This window comes from Komarekiella delphini-convector SJRDD-AB1, from assembly GCF_014831675.1.
Classification (GTDB): Bacteria; Cyanobacteriota; Cyanobacteriia; order Cyanobacteriales; family Nostocaceae; genus Komarekiella.
Map to the genome: position 1 here is coordinate 74899 of NZ_VJXY01000012.1, position 20541 is coordinate 95439.

Sequence of the window (20541 nt, forward strand, 5' to 3'; positions counted from 1 at the left end):
TTGAGGTTGTTAAGGTCTGTAATCATGAATGCGGAAAGATTTTTAGCTGTCTAACAAGTTATATGCCACAATATTTCGGAAAACTACCTACAACCAGCCAACCTTGGACAATAGTTGATAAAGTACAAGCCGTAAGCTGGAGTGAGCAAGCGATCAATTTTGACTGTGGCAACTCACGTCTGACAATCAGTATACTTGGCCCCAATTTAATCCGCGTGCGTCTGACACCAACTGGGGAATTTATGCCCCGCCGTTCTTGGGCAGTGACATTAGATGATGCAGAATGGGCAACAACACCTTTTGCAGTGCAAGAAACTGAAGCAACGGTAGAAATTGAAACAGAACAGATTCGCGTGTGCGTCCAGCGGCAAAACTGTCGTATAACCTGTTTTGACAAAGCTAATCGTCCCTTTGCCCAAGATGCGGAAATGAGCATGGGTTGGCGCATGGGTGCAGTTGCAGGATGGAAGGAAATTGCAGCCGATGAACATTTCTATGGCTTTGGTGAACGTACAGGCTTTCTAGATAAACTCAGCGAAGTAAAAACTAATTGGACAACGGATGCCTTAGATTACGATGCACTAACTGATGAAATGTACCAAGCCATCCCGTTTTTTATGGCTTTGCGTCCAGAGGTTAGCTATGGCATCTTTTTTAATACCACTTTCTGGAGTCAGTTCGATATTGGTGTGGAACAACCAGGTGTCTGGAAGATGGAAACTCGTGGCAATGAATTGGATTATTACATTATTTATGGCCCTGAACCTGCCCAAATTTTGCGTACCTATACTCAGTTAACGGGAAGAATGCCCTTACCGCCGAAATGGGCGCTTGGCTATCATCAATGTCGCTGGAGTTACGAATCAGAAACTATTGTGCGGGAACTGGCGCGGGAATTTCGTCAACGTCGCATTCCCTGCGATGTCATCCACCTCGATATCGACTATATGCGGGGTTATCGGGTATTTACTTGGAGTCCCGATCGCTTTCCTAACCCGGAAAAACTCATCAGTGATTTAGCACAAGATGGTTTCAAAACAGTAACAATCATCGACCCAGGTGTGAAGTATGAATCAGAAGCCGATTATCATGTTTTTGACCAAGGTATAGAAAAAGACTACTTTGTGCGGAAAGCCGATGGGGAATTGTTTCACGGCTACGTTTGGCCTGATAAAGCTGTTTTTCCTGACTTTTTGCGTTCTGATGTACGTACTTGGTGGGGTGACTTACACAAAAGTCTGACTGATATTGGTGTAGCAGGAATTTGGAATGATATGAATGAACCTGCTATAAATGATCGCCCTTTCGGCGATAAGGGGGAAAAAATTTGGTTTCCTCTGGATGCACCGCAGGGAGGAGAAGGGGAACAGGGGAGCACAGGAGCAGGGGGAGCAAGGGGAGAGGGGAAGGATTTCTCTGCATCTTCTACTCATACAGAAGTGCATAATTTGTATGGGTTTATGATGGCTAAAGCTTGCTTGGAAGGATTGCAACGGCATCGCGGTTCAGAGCGATCATTTGTGTTGACGCGATCGGGTTATGCTGGTGTGCAGCGCTGGTCTGCTGTGTGGATGGGAGATAACCATTCGTTGTGGGAGCATTTAGAAATGTCTCTGCCGATGCTTTGTAATATGGGGCTTTCTGGTGTAGCGTTTGTCGGTTGCGATATTGGCGGGTTTGCTGGTAATGCCACAGCTGAATTATTTGCCCGTTGGATGCAGGTAGGAATGCTGTACCCTTTAATGCGTGGTCACTCGGCGATGACTACCGCTCGTCATGAACCTTGGGTATTTGGCGATCGCGTTGAAAAGATCTGCCAAGAATATATTAATTTGCGCTACCAGCTATTGCCCTACATTTACACTCTTTTCTGGGAAGCAGCAACAACAGGCGCACCAATTTTAAGACCATTAGTGTATCATTTCCCCAATGATCCTAAAACCTACACTCTTTACGATCAAGTATTATTAGGTGCGTCGTTCATGGCTGCACCGATTTACCGCCCTGGAGTTGAGCATCGAACTGTCTACTTACCTGCTGGCACTTGGTATGATTGGTGGAGTGGCGAGCGTTATCAAGGCCCTATTCACATTGTGGCTCATGCACCATTGGAAAGAATGCCACTTTATGTCTGTGGTGGTGCGATCGTTCCTATGCAACCTGTCATGCAATATGTTGATGCACCACTTGACCAACTCCGGTTTCGAGTTTGGCGTGGTAATAATGAATATCAATTTTTTGAAGATGATGGACACTCAACAAAGTATCAAGATAACGATTATTCACTGATAATTCTAAGTGTATGTACTGAAGATGCTCAAACAGTAGTGGAAATTGCGCCGAGAGAGGGAAAATGGACGCCTCCGCTGCGTGAAGTAATTGTAGAACTTGTAGGCGTTGGAGAGCAGCGCTTTCAAGACGATGGTCAGCGACATATTCTGCAATTCCCGTAAACAGTTAACAGTGAACAGTAAACAGTTAACTGTTAACAGTTAACAGTTAACGGTAAACAGTTGGGGGATTTAAACCCGGCTGATAGCGCCTGTCGCTAATCGGCTTTGGGTTTTTAGTTGGAAGTGAGCACCTTCTTAGTGGTCTCCCTTAAACCCAATTATGTTTACTGTTTACCGTTTACTGTTAACTGTCTTGACGGTTTTTACTCAATCATGATTCCAACTTTAAACTTCTAACAAGAAAATATGCACATAGGTAGATGAAAACCAAGTCAATGGGTAGCATAAAATACAAGGGGTATGAACCCTTAGCTCCTAAGAAATACTGAATTTTACTGCCCTAGATAGATGCGGTGACAAAATCCTCAATGCTAAACGCCAACCGCTTGCGGCTGCAAAATTTATTTCAAATCCCTGTACATTCGTTGGTGGCACAAATGGCAAGTGCGATCGCCATTTTGATTGGCAGCTTAGTACTGATTGGCTGGTGGCTTGATATTGAAGTTCTCAAGAGCGGCTTCCCCGGCAGTCCCGCCACAATGAAAGTGAACACAGCACTGTGCTTTGTCCTCTCAGGTGTGTCGTTGTGGTTGTATTTAAGAGGAAGGAAAGGGGAAGAGGAACAAAGTCAGAGGCGGAGAAATCAGAACAGAGGCAGAGGGGGGGGAAAGACAATTCTAAATTACATCTTTACTTCCCCACTCTCCCACTTCATCTATTTCACAATTTCTCAGGTCTGTGTAATCACAGTTACCGTGATTGCTGCGCTTACACTCAGTCAATATCTCTTCGGCTGGAATATCGGCATTGATGAACTGCTGTTTGGTGACTCTTCACCGTCTGTGGCGACATCGCATCCAGGGCGAATGGGATTGAACACAGCATTGAATTTTATGCTGATCAGCGTAGCTCTAGAGCATTTGGTTTATCAAAAAAAACAGCGCAGCTATTGGTATGCCCAAATTCTAGCTTTGATCGCCATTTTGATTTCCTTTCAAGTGCTCATAGGCTATGCCTACAAAGTAGAAGTTCTCTACGGCATTGCCCCTCATACAACATCAATGGCGTTACACACAGCACTGTTGTTCATGGTACTGGGTATGGGCGTTCTGTGGGCACGGGCAGAACAGGGGTTAATGAGAGTAATCATCAGTGATACTTATGGGGGTTTACTTGCACGTCGTTTGTTAGTTGCAGCGATCGCAGTACCTTTTTTAGTGGGGTGGTTAATCGTTGAAGGTCAACGAGCAGGAAAATACGATCCGGCGTTTGCAATATCGGTGTTTGCCATCGTCTTGATTGTGATTTTTGCCGTGTTGATTTGGCAGAGTGCGGCAGTTATTGAACGCTTAAGCAGCCAACGCGATATCTCCGATGGGCTACGCCTGAGCGCTCAAGACGCATTGAAAGCTTACGAAAATAAACTGGGAAGTCTCGTAGATGCCAACGTCATCGGCATTATGTTTGGTGACGCGAATGGAGGTATTGAGCAGGCAAACGATGAATTTCTGAGGATGATTGGTTGCACGCGGGAGGATCTAGTAGCAGGCAGGATCAGCTGGAAGAATATCACACCTACAGAGCATTTATATTTAGATGAGCAAGGAATCGCAGAAGCAAAGGCAAATATCAGCGGTGCTTGCACGCCCTACGAAAAAGAATACATTCGCAAGGATGGTAGCCGCATCCCAGTTTTAGTTGGTTATGTGCTGCTGGGAGAAAAACGAGAAGAGTCAGTAGCATTTATCCTTGATTTGAGCGAACAGCAAGCCGCGTTACACGATCGCAAACAAGCAGAAGCGGAGCAACAAAAATTAGTATCGCTGGTAGAAAATAGCTCTGACTTTATTGGCATCGCCACCCTTGAAGGTAAATTGCTCTACATAAATGATGCGGGTCAAAAACTGGTAGGGCTTTCTAGCTTGGAAAAGGTGAAGCAGAAAGTAATATTAGATTACATAATGCCCGAAGATCAAGCCTATCTTCAAGAACATATTCTACCAACTGTACTCAAACAAGGTCGCTGGCAAGGAGAATTCCGCTTCCAGCACCTTCAAACTGGTCAAGCAATACCAGTCGATTACAACATCTTCACTGTCAATGATCACAAAACAGGTCAGCCAATAGCCTTAGCTACAGTGACTCGCAACATCACTGAGCAAAAGCAAGCTGAGGAACGAATACTACAACTCAACAAGGATCTACAGCGTCGTGTCGCTGAGTTACAAACTTTACTAGATGTAATCCCCATTGGAGTTGGAATCGCTGAAGATGCGGAATGTCGAACTATCAAGGTCAACCCCGCTTTTGCTAAGCAGTTGGGAGTTTCACCAGATATAAATGTTTCCCTCAGCGCTCCTAGTAACGAAAAACAAACAAGTTATAAAGTTTACCGCGAGGGGAGAGAACTGCCAATAGAAGAACTCCCCATGCAGTACTCTGCTGCTCAAGGTGTCGAAGTTCTGGATTCTGAAATTGATGTCATCCAAGAAAATGGCAAAATCGTCAAGCTGTTGGTGTATGTTGCACCGCTGTTTGACGAAGAAGGTAAGACCAGAGGATGCATCGGTGCATTTTTGGATATTACAGTCCGCAAGCAGGCAGAGGAAGTACTCTGGAATCAGCAAAAATGGTTAGAAAATGTGCTCAACTTGATGCCAAGACCACTGCTGTTTATTGAACCAGGAACAGCGCGGGTGACTTTTGCCAATCGAGCCGCTGACATATTAGCTGGAGGTAATTTTCCCAAAGGAGTTGCAGCCGAAGAGTATCACACAGTTTACAACTGCACAGATGCAGCTGGCAATCCCATTCCCAATCACCAAACACCAGGAGCACGAGTTGCCCGTGGAGAACGTGTCGATGGGTTCGAGATGGACTGGCACACCAGTGGAGGTGTGCGCTCATTGCTGATATTTGCGGATACCTTGCCAGCGATGTATGGTTATCCAGCTACCTGTATCATGGTGTTTCAAGATATTAGCAACCTCAAGCGGGTGGAAAAAGCTCTTTCCCTGGGCTATAAAAGACTCCAGTTACTATTTGATACAGCTAGTGATCTCCTATCGAGCCAGCAACCAATACCACTGATTGATAGTGTTTACCAAAAACTTTCAGAGCAAATTGGTTTGGATGTTTACTTTAACTATCTAGTTAATGAAAGTTCTCAGGTCATGCGGCTAGAGTCTTACAGTGGCATTTCTTCAGAAACGGCAAAAGAAATTGAGTGGCTGGCATTTGGACAAGCGATTTGCGGTACTGTAGCTCAAGAGCGTCATCCAATTTCTGTAGATAATGTGCAGCAATCAACTGACCTGAAAACAGAGTTGATTCGCTCTCTAGGCGTTAAGGCATATTATGCTTACTCGTTGATAGCACAGGGACGGCTTTTGGGGACTCTTAGCTTTGGTAGCCGTACTCGTCTTAGCTTCACCGAGAATCAAAAAGGGATGATGCAAGCAGTGTGCGACCAAATAGCGATCGCAATGGAACGTGCTAGCTTAATTGCATCTTTGCAGCAGCAAACCGAACAGTTGCGAGAGGCAAACCGCATGAAAGATGAGTTTCTAGCAATATTGTCTCATGAATTGCGATCGCCCCTGAATGCTATCCTCGGCTGGGCACAACTGCTGCATTCCCGCAAACTTAACGACATTCAAAAAGATAAAGCTGTAGAGACAATCGAGCGCAATGCTAGAGCGCAAACCCAGCTAGTTGAAGACCTGCTAGATATTTCACGGATGATTAGAGGCAAGTTGCGCCTAAATGTCCATACTTGCGATCTAGTTCCAATTATTAAATCAGCGATCAAGACTGTTAGCTTAGCTGCCCAATCTAAGGAAATCAATTTGAGATTTTCCCTTGTTTCTCCACAAGAAGGACAAAATTCAGATTTAGGGTTTAATAACGAAGATGAAGCTCAACAAGCAAAATCTGAAATACTTCAACACTCCGAAAAAAACTTTTTTAGAGAGTCCAAGGATTTCATCTCCCAATTCTTAGTTTCTGGTGATGCCGAACGCTTGCAACAGATAATCTGGAATCTGCTATCTAATGCCATTAAATTCACATCCGCAGGCGGACGGGTAGAGGTTGAATTATCAGTAGTCAGTGGTCAAGAAAAACAAACAATTGACATAGACGCGTCAGCGGTTTCCCCTAGGGAAGGACAATTGACAACGGACAAATATGCCCAAATTCAAGTGATTGACACAGGCATTGGCATTAGTTCTGATTTTCTGCCTTATGTATTTGATCGCTTTCGCCAAGCTGATAGTTCCAGTACTAGATCCTATGGTGGATTGGGGCTAGGATTAGCGATTGTGCGTCACTTGGTAGAATTGCATGGCGGTACTGTTCACGCAAATAGTTTAGGTGAGCAGCAAGGAGCGACGTTTACGGTTAAATTGCCACTTTTGAAAAATCAACAAACCTTTCCCTCTCCTCCTCTCCCCCTCTCCCCCGCTCCCCCCCTTCCCCCATCTCTCTTTGGCGTCCGGGTGCTGGTTGTAGACGACGAAGCCGATAGCCGTGAATTTATCACCACAGTACTCCAACAGTGCCACGCCGAAGTTCAGGCAGTAGCATCAGTCCAAGAGGCATTACAGGTACTTCTGGTGTGGAAACCAGATGTTTTAGTCAGCGACATCGGTATGCCCCAAGAAGATGGTTACTCTCTAATCCGCAAACTGCGATCGCAACCTCCAGAACAAGGAGGAAAGATTCCCGCAGCGGCATTGACAGCTTATGCCAGAGTAGAAGATCGGATGCGAGCTATACAAGAAGGTTATCAGCTACATCTGCCTAAACCAATTGAGCCAGCTGAGTTAGCTACAGTAGTCGCCAGCCTTGTTGGACGTACTTAATTGGGTATTGCTGATTAAACGTATGAATTTTGGTGTAGGGACGCTTCAAACAGTTAGTTACAGTGGTCTATTCTTATGAAACCCGCCATAACGTATAATTTATAGTGATGCTTCTTTGGATATAAATAAGAATCACTATATGAGAATTTATTATTAGTTTTTGTATGAGTTTTTACATTAGGTAAATATGAAATTAAAGCTAATATTATATTAAAAAATAAACAATTACACTGTTTTTAAGCAATAGTTTTTTCAATTATTTTAATAAGACTAATTAATCGTATAAAAATTTGACTATTTTATTAATGCATAAGTTCGTAAATAAATTTAAAAAAAAGAATGTGACAGACATAACATGTAGAAACGTTGCATTGTAACGTCTCTACCAAAGGATTTGTTGCAATCATTAATTAAATTAGTAAATTACGTACATTCAGCCTAATTATTAGTATAAATATTTTCTTTTGGTTGGAGCGATCGCTACCTAATAGAAACTGCATCCGAAATAGACAATTTAAGAGTTGTATTTAAATTATGTAGTCTTAGCTAATCCAAAAAGGCTATACAAACTGTTGACTTATAGCACTTTTAAGGGCAAATGTTATAAATAACACAAACATTTAGCCTCAACAGCGTGATTGGTGTGTAATATTCACCAAATCTACTTAGATAATCATGCACAAAATTGAGGGTGCATATTTTAACTCTTCTAACAAATAACCAGTATTTTGGGCATTGAAGAATCTTATATGTTTACTCTAACAAAGACATCTCCCCAAATAGTAGTTAAACCACAACAGCCAGATAATATTGACTTGCATGACTCAAAGCGAGCTTATTTTTTACAAGAAGTAATTGAAGGACTAGAAGACGGTATCTTGATTTTAACCGAGGCTGGTGAACTGCTTCATGCTAATGCATCTGCACTTCGTCTTTGTTGTCAATTTAATCAAGACAATTTCAGCCACAATTTTGTACCATCAGCTATTTGGCATCTTTGCGACACATTACTTAACAGTCGGAGCCAATTTTCTAATCAACTCACTATTGTCTCGGATGAAATTGTACTCGACAAGTCAAATATTTTTCGCATTCGAGTAAGATTGCTGGATTTAGATTGGTTTGATGAGCCTTGTTTGTTAGTAACTATAGAAAATCGCTACGAGTCTTTAAAAAATTTAGCCCACACTGAAGTTAAAAAATTTGAAATGACGCCGCGAGAAGCCGAAATTTGGTTGCTCTATAGAAGCAACTACAGCTACAAAGAAATTGCTGCCAAGCTTTACATTACTCTAAATACAGTAAAGAAGCACATGAAAAACATTCATACCAAGCGACAAGCCTTTGCTACTCTTGATGATTAGTACTGCAATCAGAATTGATTTTTGAAATCTAATTATTATTTAGCTTAAAACTAACAAATAGTTTATTATTTTTTCAGGAATCAATTAAGATTACCATAAAATTACTCAATTTAAATAACAGAATTAGTGTGTATTAGTAGCTAAAAAGAGTAATTAATTGTAGTGCAATCAAGCATTATTATCCTAGTGACAATAGATTTTCCCTAAGATATTTGGTATCGAAGCTATTGACTCGACCTAGTAAGTTTTGCGTATGAACTTATTTTAAAATTTCAGCATAAATTGGCATTGCATTCGTCAATTGAGAAAGTTTATTATTGAATTTACAATACCAATAAATCTGGTAATTTTAATCTATATAATCTGTTGATATTTGCGAATCAACAGTGTTATTTGAAACTATTGGGCGGCTACCATCGACCTCTATAGTATCTTGAACTTGAAAATTGTTTTTAGCGATCGGACGTTGGCCATCTATATCTAGAATTTCATCAATCTCTAAATCGTTAGGGTCAATTGGACGGTTGCCGTCTACGGTTAGCATGTCATGCTCTTGAAAATCGCTATTAGCAATCGGGCGTTGACCGTCTATATTGATTGTTTTGTCACAATGATTTTCATTTTTCACAATTGGGCGCTGCCCATCTATATTAATTGTTTCCTTAACTTGAATATTACTTGGATCGACTGGACGCTGACCATCTATATTAATTGTTTTGTTTGTTTGTATTAGTTCGTTAGACAATGACTCAGAATTTATCTCAGTTTCAGTATCCATTTTATGCTGACTCAAATTTTTTGCAGTACTACCAGATTTGTTTATGTTATCCATATTGAGTATTGTTTTTCTAAGATTATTCATCTGATAACTAACAACATTATTTTCAAAGTTGTTTCTATCTAACAAAAGTGAATTGAAATTTTGTACATATCGGAAAAGTTCTGATTTTCCAATAAAATAATTTATTTATTAATCATAATACTGAAGTAACATCAAAAAATCTTCTACCACAGTACATAATGCATCTTCAACTTAAGAGCAATCTGTTATCTGTCGGAAGACGCATTTTATCAAAAGAACTAAGTCTTTCGGTGAGCGAAGAGAGCAGGGTGAGCAAATACAAGAATAAGAGATAGCAAACGCTTATACTTTTTATCCAGTAAGGATTTGAGCTATTTGGATAGAACTAAAATAATTCTCTTTTCTCCCCCAGCTTTCCCAGCTCTCCTTTTTAAAGAAATGCAGGTTCAACTTCCCACCACTTTTGAGTAAAAGGTTGCCGACGTGTATTAGTCCCGCAATGAATTTCCCCTCGTCCTAGAAAATATGGTTCCCAATCATCGATAAAATGGCAAACTAAACCCAAAGGTTCTAAAACTCCTTTAACATAAGCTTCAAATTGACACTGGTTATCAATTTTAGGGCCAAAAGGCTTAGGAATACCAAGATGCTGCTTCAGAACGATCATGTTAACCATGTTGGGGGAAAAAGTTTCTGCTCGCCCATCTCTATCATCTTCAAACAAAGCGGGTAGTTCGATAATGTCGTCTTCGCTTAAGTCTAATTCTTGTTTTAAAATCTCTCGATTCCAATTGATGTATTCTTGAAAGCGATGATTATGGTCAGTTAATTTTTCATCATCAAGGATATCTGACAAACTAATATCGGCTGAGCTATTAGAAAATCGTTTTCCCTGGCGTAATAGTACTTGATCATGACCTTGTTCTCGTAAACGTTTGAGAATATTATAAAATTGATTAGGACTAGCTAAAAGTAGTTTAAATCCTTTAGATGTAGGAGTAGGGACAAAAGTCATAAACTCATCAATATGTCCCACACTCAACCAATCTGAAAAGATTTCAAAAGGGGCTTGAATTTTTTGAGCGTAAAGAAAATCTCTTAAGACTTTTAACATTCGACGCGGCTCAGAGATAATTTCTTTGCGAGTTCCTCCAAAGATCAGACGACCAAAGCGATAATGAACGCCTTTGACGGTTACTGGAGGAGAAACTTCCAAATTGCCAAAAGAGTCTAACTTTGTAGCCGAATAGCGGCTTTTGCGGGTTACATAACCAAAGTCAATGCCTAAAAGTTTACGTTTGGGGAAGTCAATTAATCCGCGATCGCGGGGAGAATCAAATACCACGTACATCAGGTGTCCTGGAGCTTGAGTATAACCAATCTCAATTTCGTCTTGCATCCAACGGTCATCCTGATGAAATTCAAAAGGAATAATATCTAGCTGTGCGTTAGCTTTTCCAACAACTTTTCTTAATTCCTCAATAAATTCCTTGTTGACCCCTTTTGATAAACGAGAAACAAAGACTGTTATGGGGGATAAAGTATTAGGAGTCATCATCCAAGGCGCGACTTTGAAAATAACTCGATCGCTATAAAGAGTTTTTTGATCTTTTACGAGGCTTAAAGTAATCTCAACTATGCCATCAAAGTCAAAATCAGCATAACTTAATCCCTCAATAGCTAATATAATGTCTCGGTCGGTATCCCTAATTTTTGCTCTTGTTCTTCCTGGCCCAATTAACTCATAGCCATCCCTATCTAATTCATCATAAATGCGAATCCTGTTGGCTGTGTCTTTGCTAACTGACAAGTAAAGTTCATATCCAGAAGGTAAAACTCTTAAACCAGCTTTACGAACAATCATAAAGCTAAAATCTTTGAGATCGAGCAGACCTTTGATTAAGCTTTCTTTGCCATCATTTTGCTCATCGGAATAAACAAGGTCGCGATCGCTATTGACTAATAAGACTGCACCATGACCATTAATCCCCCACTGCCAATCAGCTTTATGAGGATTATCTTCTTCAATAGCTCCATCCCGATCTGCATCAACATCTAAACAAACCCGAACAACAGTTAACTTCAGTTGGATTTGGCTTAGCTGACGACCATTATCATCTTGAAAGCTTATTTGTAAAGAACGATCTTTGATCTGATCGCTAAAAGTCCTTGACAAGAGATTAATTTCTGGGAATTCTTCCAGAGAAAGAGGAGTTTGTGTAGAAATCGTTTGGTCGAGACTAGTAAAAAGTTCAACTTCTCCGCTAGTCTTTAAAATCACAACTTTACTTTGAGAAGGAGCTAGTTTTTTTAAAGAGATTTGCGCTGGATGGTTAACAACTATAACATCTTCATAGTTTCGACTTCTTTCTTTAGTAACTGAACGATGCTCATCAAATATTTCAACTTCTAATAACTTTCTCATAACCATAATGATCATTTAAGTTAATCTATTTTTACTATCCCGTTTATCCTATACTTATTATTAAAAGTTGATAATCACTTGATTAATAAAGTTTTCTGATATTTAGACGCACTTTGTACCCCTCCCACAAATGCTAATTTATGGCAAAGTGCTGTAAAGCCCTACGGGCATGGCATGGCTGCGCTTAGAGCGTAGCGAGGCGTAGCCCGTGCTGAAGCGCGGATAGCTATGGTTTAGCCCGTATAAACCCAGTTGCCTTATCGCCTCTTGCATTCAAAACTGTTCTGGTCTATGTGACTACGGGTATAACTGAAATTATGCAAATCTTGACAGCAGAGTTAGTTACGACCTCTGTAATTTCTAATTTGGTGGAAGTCTCATTAACATTTAATGTAATAGTTTATAAATTGTTTGCAAGTTTTGCCTATGGAAAATCAGGAGCTTTTTGCAGGCGTAATAATGTATTATAAATCTGCCGTTTTAAGTTATTGTTATTTTGTGCTTCCATAGTAATTTTATTAAAACGATCAATGCTCAAACCATTATCTTCAACTATTTTTTGGGAGCGCGTACAGTAATTCACTGCAATATCTTGAGCTTTCCTGGGAAGACCATTTATGCTATTACCGTCGTTACAAACAATCTGAGGAATTTCTCCACCACCAATAAGTTTTTTAATTTCTTCAAAGGCGTGTTGACGAGCTGGCTCCATTGCTAACACGGCTTGGGCGTAGCTATTAATTTCAGTATTGTTAACTGCTGTTTGAGCGTAAGCTTTTGAATTCAATGACAAAGTGCTGGAAATCACACTCGTAGTAGTTATTAGGCCCAAAAGCAAGGATTGGGAAATAGCAGAGGCGTAACGGTGAGGTAGCGCCGTAAACAGAAGTTTGAGCATCGGGTGGCGCGGCGATCGCACTGATGGAGCAAATTCTTGAGCATCAGGACTGATCGTCATACATCGCTTTCGGTTGGGTAGAAAAAAGAAAGAGAAAATGTTATTCATCTGGTGTGTAACGCTGAACTGTAATAGGGATATGATAATGACTTTGAACTATTTCAGGAGTGGTAAGTTCCGGCTAAGATTCAATCCGTCAGACTTTATATATTTATTGTCAACTTCCTCGACATATTTGACACAGTTCGATTACTTTAGTTTGAAGTATTGTAATTTCTGAAGCTCCCTGCTTTAGACTTATTTCTAACTCTAGTAGTAGGGGTAAACAGGAGATTAACTGCTCTACAGATAGGAACTTGATTTCTTGCTGTAAGAAGTAGATACGTTTGGGATTACCTATATCGGCAGCTGAGGCGATCGCTTGTTGGTTCCGTTCACCACTTTCTATCATGATCTTGACCCATAGCCAGGTACGAAATTGACCAATCAGTGTTGCAATTATCCGCAACCCAGGCTCGGAGGCATTGATGAGATCTGCCAATGTTCCCAGAGCTTTAGCTGTATCCCCTGTTCTGATTGCTGCTGCTAATTGTAAGCTATTTTGGGTAGTATTTCTGACTAACTGTGTAACTGTAGCTACGTCTAAAGGCTTATTACTACCTTCGGCATATAACCGTAATTTCTCTATCTCATTGTAGAGAAGTCGTGTATCGTTACCTACGGACTCCGCCAATAATTGGGCAGTCTTGGAAGTTAGTTTCACGTCCGCAGCAAGAGCTGCTTGATTAACAGATTGCACTAATAATTCTGTCTTCCAGGGTGGGATGAGGGGAAATTCTCGAAACTCGGTGGCAAATTGTTTTAATAATTTCGTGGATTTGAGGCGTTCATCTGGTTTGTTGCGGCTTGTGAGCAATAAAAAAGAGTTTTCGGGGATTATTGGCAGTGTTCTTAGTAGTTCTGCTAATACATTGTCTGGACAGTGCTGGCAAAGAGTATTATTTATCAACCACACCAAGCGCCCACCAGCGCCAAAAGTTGGTGTCATTACTTGATTTAAGCCTTGGATCGCAGCATCAGCTTGCTCTGGGGGAAATGAAGTGTAGTTAAAACTTGTCCACATTGGATCGAGAACGCGATCGCGCAAAAGAGCAACCGCTTTTTCTATGGCAAAATCGTCTTCACCCCAATAAACACAAATTGGCATAGACAAACCTCCGGGAAAATAAAGTGAGATAGAAGAGTGAGAGAGTGAGATCTGTGGGGGAGCAGGGGGAAGTTGCAGCAAGTCTTTCCCCTCTGCTTCCTCTTCATCTCCCCCTATTAGCTTCCATCACACCAAAAAAACTAAATACTTTTGAGATCAATCTGTTAATTTGGGTAATTTTCCCTAAAATCTATCAAGTTAGAGCGAGAGGCTAAGAAGATTGGACGACAACTATCAAACTTACTTAAATCGGGTAGCAAGAATGACGCTGCCAGAAGCTTACAGATCCCAAGTCCAGCATATCCAGGAATCTTCTAAATTTCAGCCGCATTCCGGGGCGAGAATTGCAGCACCTTTTCCTGGCTATACACTAATTACCCCATCTGCGGATGAAGAATCACAAAACTCCGCTTTCTACGCCAAGTTACAAGCTTATCAGCAGGAACTTTTGCAGTTGCCTGTAAACAGTGATTTGATTATCCCTGTACCTCCTGCTAGCTTTCATCTGACTTTGGCTGACTTGATTTGGGATAGTGCTTACCGTGACGCCCATGAAAAAAATCCTGAATTTGAACAACAGTTACGCTCCTGCTGTGTTGAAATCTTTCGACAATATCAACAATCCATGACACGCGAGACTAATCCAATTTACTGGCAAGTGCTGGGATTGATAGTCATGCCAAGAGCTGTAGGTGTCTGTTTAGTACCCCAGGATGAACGCTGCTACGAGCAAATTATTCAATTTCGCCGCACAATCTATCAAAATCCAAAGTTAATTGCTTTGGGTATTGAACAGCATTATCACTTCACAGCCCATGTTACATTAGGCTATTTTGGTGAAATTTCGCCAGATTTAGACCGTACAAATCTCAGCACAATGCTTTCTGAATTAAATCAGCAATGGTTGTTAAATTCCCCAGAATTTTTGATTCATCGAGTCGAACTGCGGAAATTTGACAATATGACGCACTATCATCGTGAACCAGATTGGCCAAGTTTAGATTTTTGAATTTAGACGTACATCAGCTAGATTTTGGTTTGGGAATTGAAAATTAGTAATAGGTAATATTTTTTAGTATTACCTATTTTTTATGAGACTAATGCTGAGTTCTGAGTATAAATCTAGGGACTTTAAGACTTTGAACAATCAACATTATCCTAACCTATACTTCGACTGCTATATTAATTAATCAGAGTTACTTTACCAGTTTCGATATCGTAACAAGCGCCAACAATTTTTAGCTTGCCTTCACTGATAAATTTTGCCAAAATTGTTGAGCTTTCCTGTAATTTTTCAGCCTGATATTGAATATTGGCTATAACGGCATCCTGAGTTGTATTACCCGTTGTTAACTTTGCCCTTGCTAAAGATGGTTTGATGCCCTCAGTAATTAAACCGATTCTGCCAGGAAGTGGCTCGCTTTTGATAGCTTCTGCTACTGCACCACATTGTCTATGACCCAGAATCATAATTAATTGAGAACCTAATACCGCTGTAGAATATTCCAGACTACCTATAATCGTGTCACTAACGACATTACCAGCGACTCGTACAACAAATAAATCTCCAAGCCCTCGATCAAAAATAATTTCCGCTGGTACTCTAGAATCTGCACAGCCCAAAATAGAGGCAAAAGGATGCTGAGCTTTAGCAACTAACTGCAAACGTTCCAGTGATTGGTCGGGATATTGACGTTTTTGATGTACAAATCTTTGATTACCATCCAGTAAGCGTCTGATAGCTTCGTTAGGATCGACTGGATTGGGATTGTCTGGATGAATATCAGCAATAGCAGCTTGCTCTTTACTCCAAATACTAGGGCCAAAAGCAGTAACAGCAATGCTCAGCACACTTGCCAATTTCAAAAAATCACGACGTCCTACAAATCCATTAATTCGACTCATCAGTCTACCTGACAACAGCTTTGTCGTTGTTAGGAAGATATCAGATGCGTGCTAGATGCAAGAGTACCCTTTTACACGGTTTAAGAGTAATTTAATCTTTAGTTGTTATTCAGAAGTAGTATCAAATGTGGTTTTTTTATAAAAAAGCGTCGGGAAAACCCATTCCTTCTAAGGATGGCATGAAAGACGTTTTTTTAGACCGTTGACAGTCGACAGTGAACAGTCAACAGTTAACAGTCAACATCAAATCCTATCCCCTTTTAGAAGTGAGATAATCTTAAAGATATTGCTTGTCAAATTCCACTTTGCCATACTCTAATTTGACTATTCGGTCTGCTAGATGAAAATAGCGATCGTCGTGGCTAATCGCTAGTACTGTTTTGCCCCGCTCCCGTAATTCTGGTAGTAGCTGAGTGTAGAATATTTCTTTGAATACTGGGTCTTGATCAGCTGCCCATTCGTCAAACAAATAAATTGGTCGGTCTTCTAAGTATGCTGTGAGCAGAGCTAATCGTTTACGCTGTCCTTGAGAAAGAGCAGTGGTAGAAAATTGCCCATTTTCTACTTTCACCTTATGGTCAAGTTGGAGTTGCTGAAGGTAGTTTTTTGCTTGAGTATCTAAGTTAGTATTTTCTAAACCTAAAAGTTCTTCAAATAAATAGAAGTCAGAAAATACCACTGAAAAATGTTGACGATACCACTCTCGGTTATGTTGATTAATTAGTTCTTTGTCAAACCAAATTTCGCCATTTTCTGGTATATAAAGTCCGGCAATCAGTTTAGCTAGACTGGATTTTCCACTGCCATTTCCACCTACGATAAACACTAGTTCTTGAGGATATAATGTCAGATCGATGGGGCCGAGGATAAAGTTACTGTCTTCTTGATATGTTCGGTAAGTGTGGGTAATACCTTTAAGTTGCAAGCTGTGCCAGTAGGATTTAAATGTAGGTGGAACTGTCGATACTTCAGCGCGGCTAGCTAGAGATAAACCGAGTGATTCTATTTTTTGTAAAGCTACGTTGGCTTTGCCAAGCTGGGGAAGATTGGTGACTATGTTGTCCATCGGCAACATTAAGTAAGTAAAAGTAAGAATATAACCAGAGAGAGTTTGGGGACTGATTGTCAGCAAGTAAGGCAATGCAAACAGTAAAAAACCCATTGCGAAAAAAAATAGGAGTTTACCCCAGCTAGTAGTTGTGGCAAACAGTGTTAAACCATCAACATTGTGACGCCGAAATTTGGTAGCCGTTGATTGTAAGTGTTTTGTCAAAAAGACTTGACGGCGTTGATAGTTGAGCTTAAGTTCTTTAACTCCTTCAGTGATGGTACGAAAATGTTTAAATAGTACGTCTTGATCCTCACGGGCGAGGGCGAGTAATTTCCCTCCTCTATTTAATAGCCATTGGCAACTGCCTATTCCCACAACTATTAGACTGACAACTATTAGAAATACTAACCAGGATAGCCAGGTAATATACAGTAGGCAACCCAAGACCATCGCCAGATCAATACACAGGAAAGGAATCACATATACAGCATTAGCAACAGCCTGTACATCCTCTGTTAAAGTTGCCAACAGCCGGGGATTTCCTAGCTGTTCTAAATGGCTTAACTCTGAAGCTAGAATCTGGCGACCTAAGCGCATTCGTAGTTGCAAGATGGCATTTTGAGATAGGCGAATCAGCATCACTTGCGAAACAATGCTGGTAATAAGTGCGACTATTACCAGTCCCACAAAACCCCAAGCTATGGATGTGAGGGGCGAAGTACTACTGCGAGTCGCAGCACTGCTGATTAAGGCGATGAGTCCAGCACTACTGCCACCACTGAGGAATCCAGTGACGATCGCGATCGCCACCATCCCCCAAGAAGATCGCAGAAGAAAGTAAATTAGATTCATGACGATTTATTAGAGATTGGGGATTGGGGACTGGGGACTGGGGATTGGGGATTGGAGACTGGGAAGATTTAGAGTGTTAATACTTCGTAAATTTAGATGAGAATTATTGATGTCTTGCTGTTAATCCTTTGTGTATCATCTGTTTTGTTTTACTGCTATGGGATTTATGCAGCGATCGCTTTCTTAAATCACCCCCATCCCATTACTCCTGAATTTTATCCACCTGTTACCATTCTCAAACCAATTTGTGGGGTTGATAGCGATGCTTACGAAAATCTCACCTCATTTTGTCAACAAGATTATCTAGAGTACCAGATTATCTTTGCTGTACGCGATCGCCAAGACCCTGGTATAGAAGTTATCGAGAAAATCATCCAACAATTTCCAGATACGGATATTCATTTGGTGGTAAGCGATCGCATCATTGGCGCAAACTTGAAAGTTAGTAATCTGGCGAATGCTGTCACCGTCGCTAAACATGAAATTCTACTCATAGCCGATAGTGATATTCGCGTCGGGAAAGACTATTTGCAACGAGTTATCCAGCCATTAAAAGATGAGAGTATTGGTGTTGTCACCTGTTTGTATCGTTCCTTAGCACAAGGATGGGTAACAACTTTAGAGGCGTTAGGGACTGCTACCGATTTTCATGCAGGTGTTCTAGTCAGCAATGGACTAGAAGGGATAAAATTTGCTTTCGGTTCCACTATTGTAATTCGTAAACAAGTGCTGGAATTGATTGGTGGATTTGGAGCGATCGCTGATTATCTAGCAGATGACTTTCAACTTGGCTATCTACCAGCTCAAGCTGGTTACAAGGTTGTACTGTCTGATTATGTAGTTGAACATGTTTTGGCAACTAGTACGCTAGTTGATGCCATCCAGCGCCAGATCCGCTGGGCGCGTTGTATTCGCGTTTCTCGCCCTTGGAGTTATCTGGGATTGCTGTTTACCCACGGTACAGTTACTAGCTTATTGTTGTTCATTACTACCAGAGGTTCAATAGTCGGTTGGACTGGGTTAATGGTCACTTGGATGATGCGGTTGGTAATGGGCTGGGTGGTTGGGGTAAAAGTTCTCAATGATTCAGTTGCCAAAAAGTTCTTGTGGATCATTCCTTGGCGTGATTTAATTCATTTTGCTATATGGTGCTATGGCTTTGTGGACAGCACAATCGAGTGGCGGGGACAGCGCCTAAAGTTGCTCAAAGGCGGTAAGTTGGTGGCGATTGAGGAGGCAGGGGCAGAGGGGCAGGGGAATAAATACAGACGCGATTAATCGCGTCTTGACTTTTGTACAGACGCGATTAATCGCGTCTCTACTCTTAACAAATGACTAATGACTCAGGACGGGCTAAACCATAGCTATCCGCGCTTCAGTATTCCTCGCTCACTACTTTGGAGGTAAGACTACACTCCGCCCGATTGATATTCTGTTTCTAATTATTCTGCTCTCTGGTTTATATACATCTATCTTCAGTCAGGTAAAACGTTAAATATACATCTGATATGGTTGCTATTGATAGTAATTAATTGCAGTATTACTACAAATCTGTTGGTAAATTATTGGAGGTTTTTATGACTTCTACAAATATCAATTTTTCAGAACAAGGTATATCAAAATTCAAGAATTTGGATGTAGATGATCGCCTGGTTGTGTTGGCATTACTTTACAATGAAATTGCTGATGAAGTTCCAGCGATCGCACTTGAAGATGTGCCAAATGACAATACAGCAAATTTGGTTGCTCAAATTCAAAATCTACCCCAAGCAGAACAACTAAATGCTTTGCGTCAGTTGCTAAAAAATGAAGGAGGAGAAACGGCTATTCCTATTAAGGAATATGCTGCAATGAGCACTGACTGTAAATTGGCTTTTTGGTATCACTTAGCTCAAAATTTAGGAACTTCGATTATTGGCTTACCAGATGACTGTATACCATCCGAAAAAGCATCAGAAGTATTGGATTTACTCGAAACACCCAACCTTGAAGAAATAGTAACTTTCTTGAAGCAAGTAGTATAATTTGGATTTAAAAATAGTGCGTAGAACATAGTCACTAACCACATTTAATTTGTTTTGTCAACATTTAGCTCATGTGCGTCCAAGTTGCACATTGACTGCATATAGCGGTTCCCATTCAAATGCGGTACAACATGACATCGTCAGGTGTAGGGGCACGGCAGTGTCCATTGGTGTCAACTTAAATTGAAAGCTTAGTCTGATAGGCATTTCAAAGTTTTTCGATGTACCACCTAGATTTGAGATCCCCCCACTTTCCCCCTTTTTAAGGCTACGGTGTACACACAAGTCGGAAAAACCTGATCACCAAAGATTTGTAGTATTGCTATTTCGGCGAACTCATTTGCTATTTCGGCGAACTCATTTGCTATTTCGGCGAACTCATTTGCTATTTCGGCGAACTCATTTGCTATTTCGGCGAACTCATTTGCTATTTCGGCGAACGCATTTGCTATTTCGGCGAACGCATTTGCTATTTCGGCGAACGCATTTGCTATTTCGGCGAACGCATTTGCTATTTCGGTGAACGCATTTGCTATTTCGGTGAACGCATTTGCTATTTCGGTGAACGCATTTGTGTGTACACGTAGCTTTTTAAGGGGGAATAGAATCGAATGCTCCCTTTTAAAGGGGGTTGGGGGATCTGAAACTACGGGAAATTGAGTGTTTGAGCTGAAGTTGACACCAGTGGGCACTGC

Annotated in this window: 13 protein-coding genes; 6 read left to right on the plus strand and 7 right to left on the minus strand. The window is 40.9% G+C overall.

Annotation, left to right across the window (positions count from 1 at the left end; genetic code table 11):
- The first annotated feature begins 62 nt into the window (after window positions 1-62).
- The 3 genes from FNW02_RS13110 to FNW02_RS13120 all read left to right on the plus strand — a co-directional run bounded on the left by FNW02_RS13110 (window position 63) and on the right by FNW02_RS13120 (window position 8682).
- Complete coding sequence (locus FNW02_RS13110) at window positions 63-2453, plus strand: glycoside hydrolase family 31 protein (protein WP_191757977.1); 2391 nt, start codon at window positions 63-65, stop codon at window positions 2451-2453.
- Between the two features lie 368 nt (window positions 2454-2821).
- Window positions 2822-7318 (plus strand): PAS domain S-box protein, encoded by a 4497-nt coding sequence (locus tag FNW02_RS13115; protein WP_191758049.1) that lies wholly within the window; start codon window positions 2822-2824, stop codon window positions 7316-7318.
- Between the two features lie 749 nt (window positions 7319-8067).
- A complete protein-coding gene (locus FNW02_RS13120) occupies window positions 8068-8682 on the plus strand; it encodes a helix-turn-helix transcriptional regulator (RefSeq protein ID WP_191757978.1) in 615 nt (204 codons plus the stop codon).
- 349 nt (window positions 8683-9031) lie between these two features.
- Here FNW02_RS13120 and FNW02_RS13125 read toward each other — a convergent pair whose 3' ends face one another.
- The 4 genes from FNW02_RS13125 to holA all read right to left on the minus strand — a co-directional run bounded on the left by FNW02_RS13125 (window position 9032) and on the right by holA (window position 14014).
- Window positions 9032-9514: a hypothetical protein gene (locus tag FNW02_RS13125; RefSeq protein ID WP_225225622.1), complete on the minus strand. Its 483-nt coding sequence runs from the start codon at window positions 9512-9514 to the stop codon at window positions 9032-9034.
- 400 nt (window positions 9515-9914) lie between these two features.
- Complete coding sequence (locus tag FNW02_RS13130; RefSeq protein ID WP_191758051.1) at window positions 9915-11909, minus strand: protein-arginine deiminase family protein; 1995 nt, start codon at window positions 11907-11909, stop codon at window positions 9915-9917.
- 424 nt (window positions 11910-12333) lie between these two features.
- The gene (locus FNW02_RS13135) at window positions 12334-12807 is read right to left on the minus strand and encodes a DUF4168 domain-containing protein (RefSeq protein ID WP_191758052.1); all 474 of its coding nucleotides are present in this window, start codon (window positions 12805-12807) and stop codon (window positions 12334-12336) included.
- A gap of 217 nt (window positions 12808-13024) precedes the next feature.
- Complete coding sequence (gene holA, locus FNW02_RS13140; RefSeq protein ID WP_191757979.1) at window positions 13025-14014, minus strand: DNA polymerase III subunit delta; 990 nt, start codon at window positions 14012-14014, stop codon at window positions 13025-13027.
- A 220-nt stretch (window positions 14015-14234) separates the two neighbouring features.
- Between holA and FNW02_RS13145 the strand changes: the two genes are divergently transcribed.
- Complete coding sequence (locus FNW02_RS13145) at window positions 14235-15023, plus strand: DUF1868 domain-containing protein (protein ID WP_191757980.1); 789 nt, start codon at window positions 14235-14237, stop codon at window positions 15021-15023.
- A 173-nt stretch (window positions 15024-15196) separates the two neighbouring features.
- On the opposite strand, the gene FNW02_RS13150 is transcribed toward FNW02_RS13145, so the two are convergent.
- Together FNW02_RS13150 and FNW02_RS13155 are read right to left on the minus strand one after the other, a co-directional pair.
- A complete protein-coding gene (locus FNW02_RS13150; RefSeq protein ID WP_191757981.1) occupies window positions 15197-15919 on the minus strand; it encodes a carbonic anhydrase in 723 nt (240 codons plus the stop codon).
- Between the two features lie 277 nt (window positions 15920-16196).
- Complete coding sequence (locus FNW02_RS13155) at window positions 16197-17822, minus strand: cyclic peptide export ABC transporter (RefSeq protein WP_191757982.1); 1626 nt, start codon at window positions 17820-17822, stop codon at window positions 16197-16199.
- A 96-nt stretch (window positions 17823-17918) separates the two neighbouring features.
- Between FNW02_RS13155 and hpnI the strand changes: the two genes are divergently transcribed.
- Window positions 17919-19100, plus strand: coding sequence for a bacteriohopanetetrol glucosamine biosynthesis glycosyltransferase HpnI (gene hpnI / locus FNW02_RS13160; RefSeq protein WP_191757983.1), 1182 nt, complete (start codon window positions 17919-17921; stop codon window positions 19098-19100).
- Window positions 19101-19399: 299 nt separating this feature from the next.
- Window positions 19400-19846, plus strand: a complete 447-nt coding sequence (locus FNW02_RS13165) for an orange carotenoid protein N-terminal domain-containing protein (RefSeq protein WP_191757984.1) — start codon at window positions 19400-19402, stop codon at window positions 19844-19846.
- A gap of 230 nt (window positions 19847-20076) precedes the next feature.
- Here the strand turns inward: FNW02_RS13165 and FNW02_RS13170 are convergent, their stop codons facing one another.
- Complete coding sequence (locus FNW02_RS13170) at window positions 20077-20538, minus strand: methyl-accepting chemotaxis protein (protein ID WP_191757985.1); 462 nt, start codon at window positions 20536-20538, stop codon at window positions 20077-20079.
- Window positions 20539-20541: the final 3 nt, after the last annotated feature.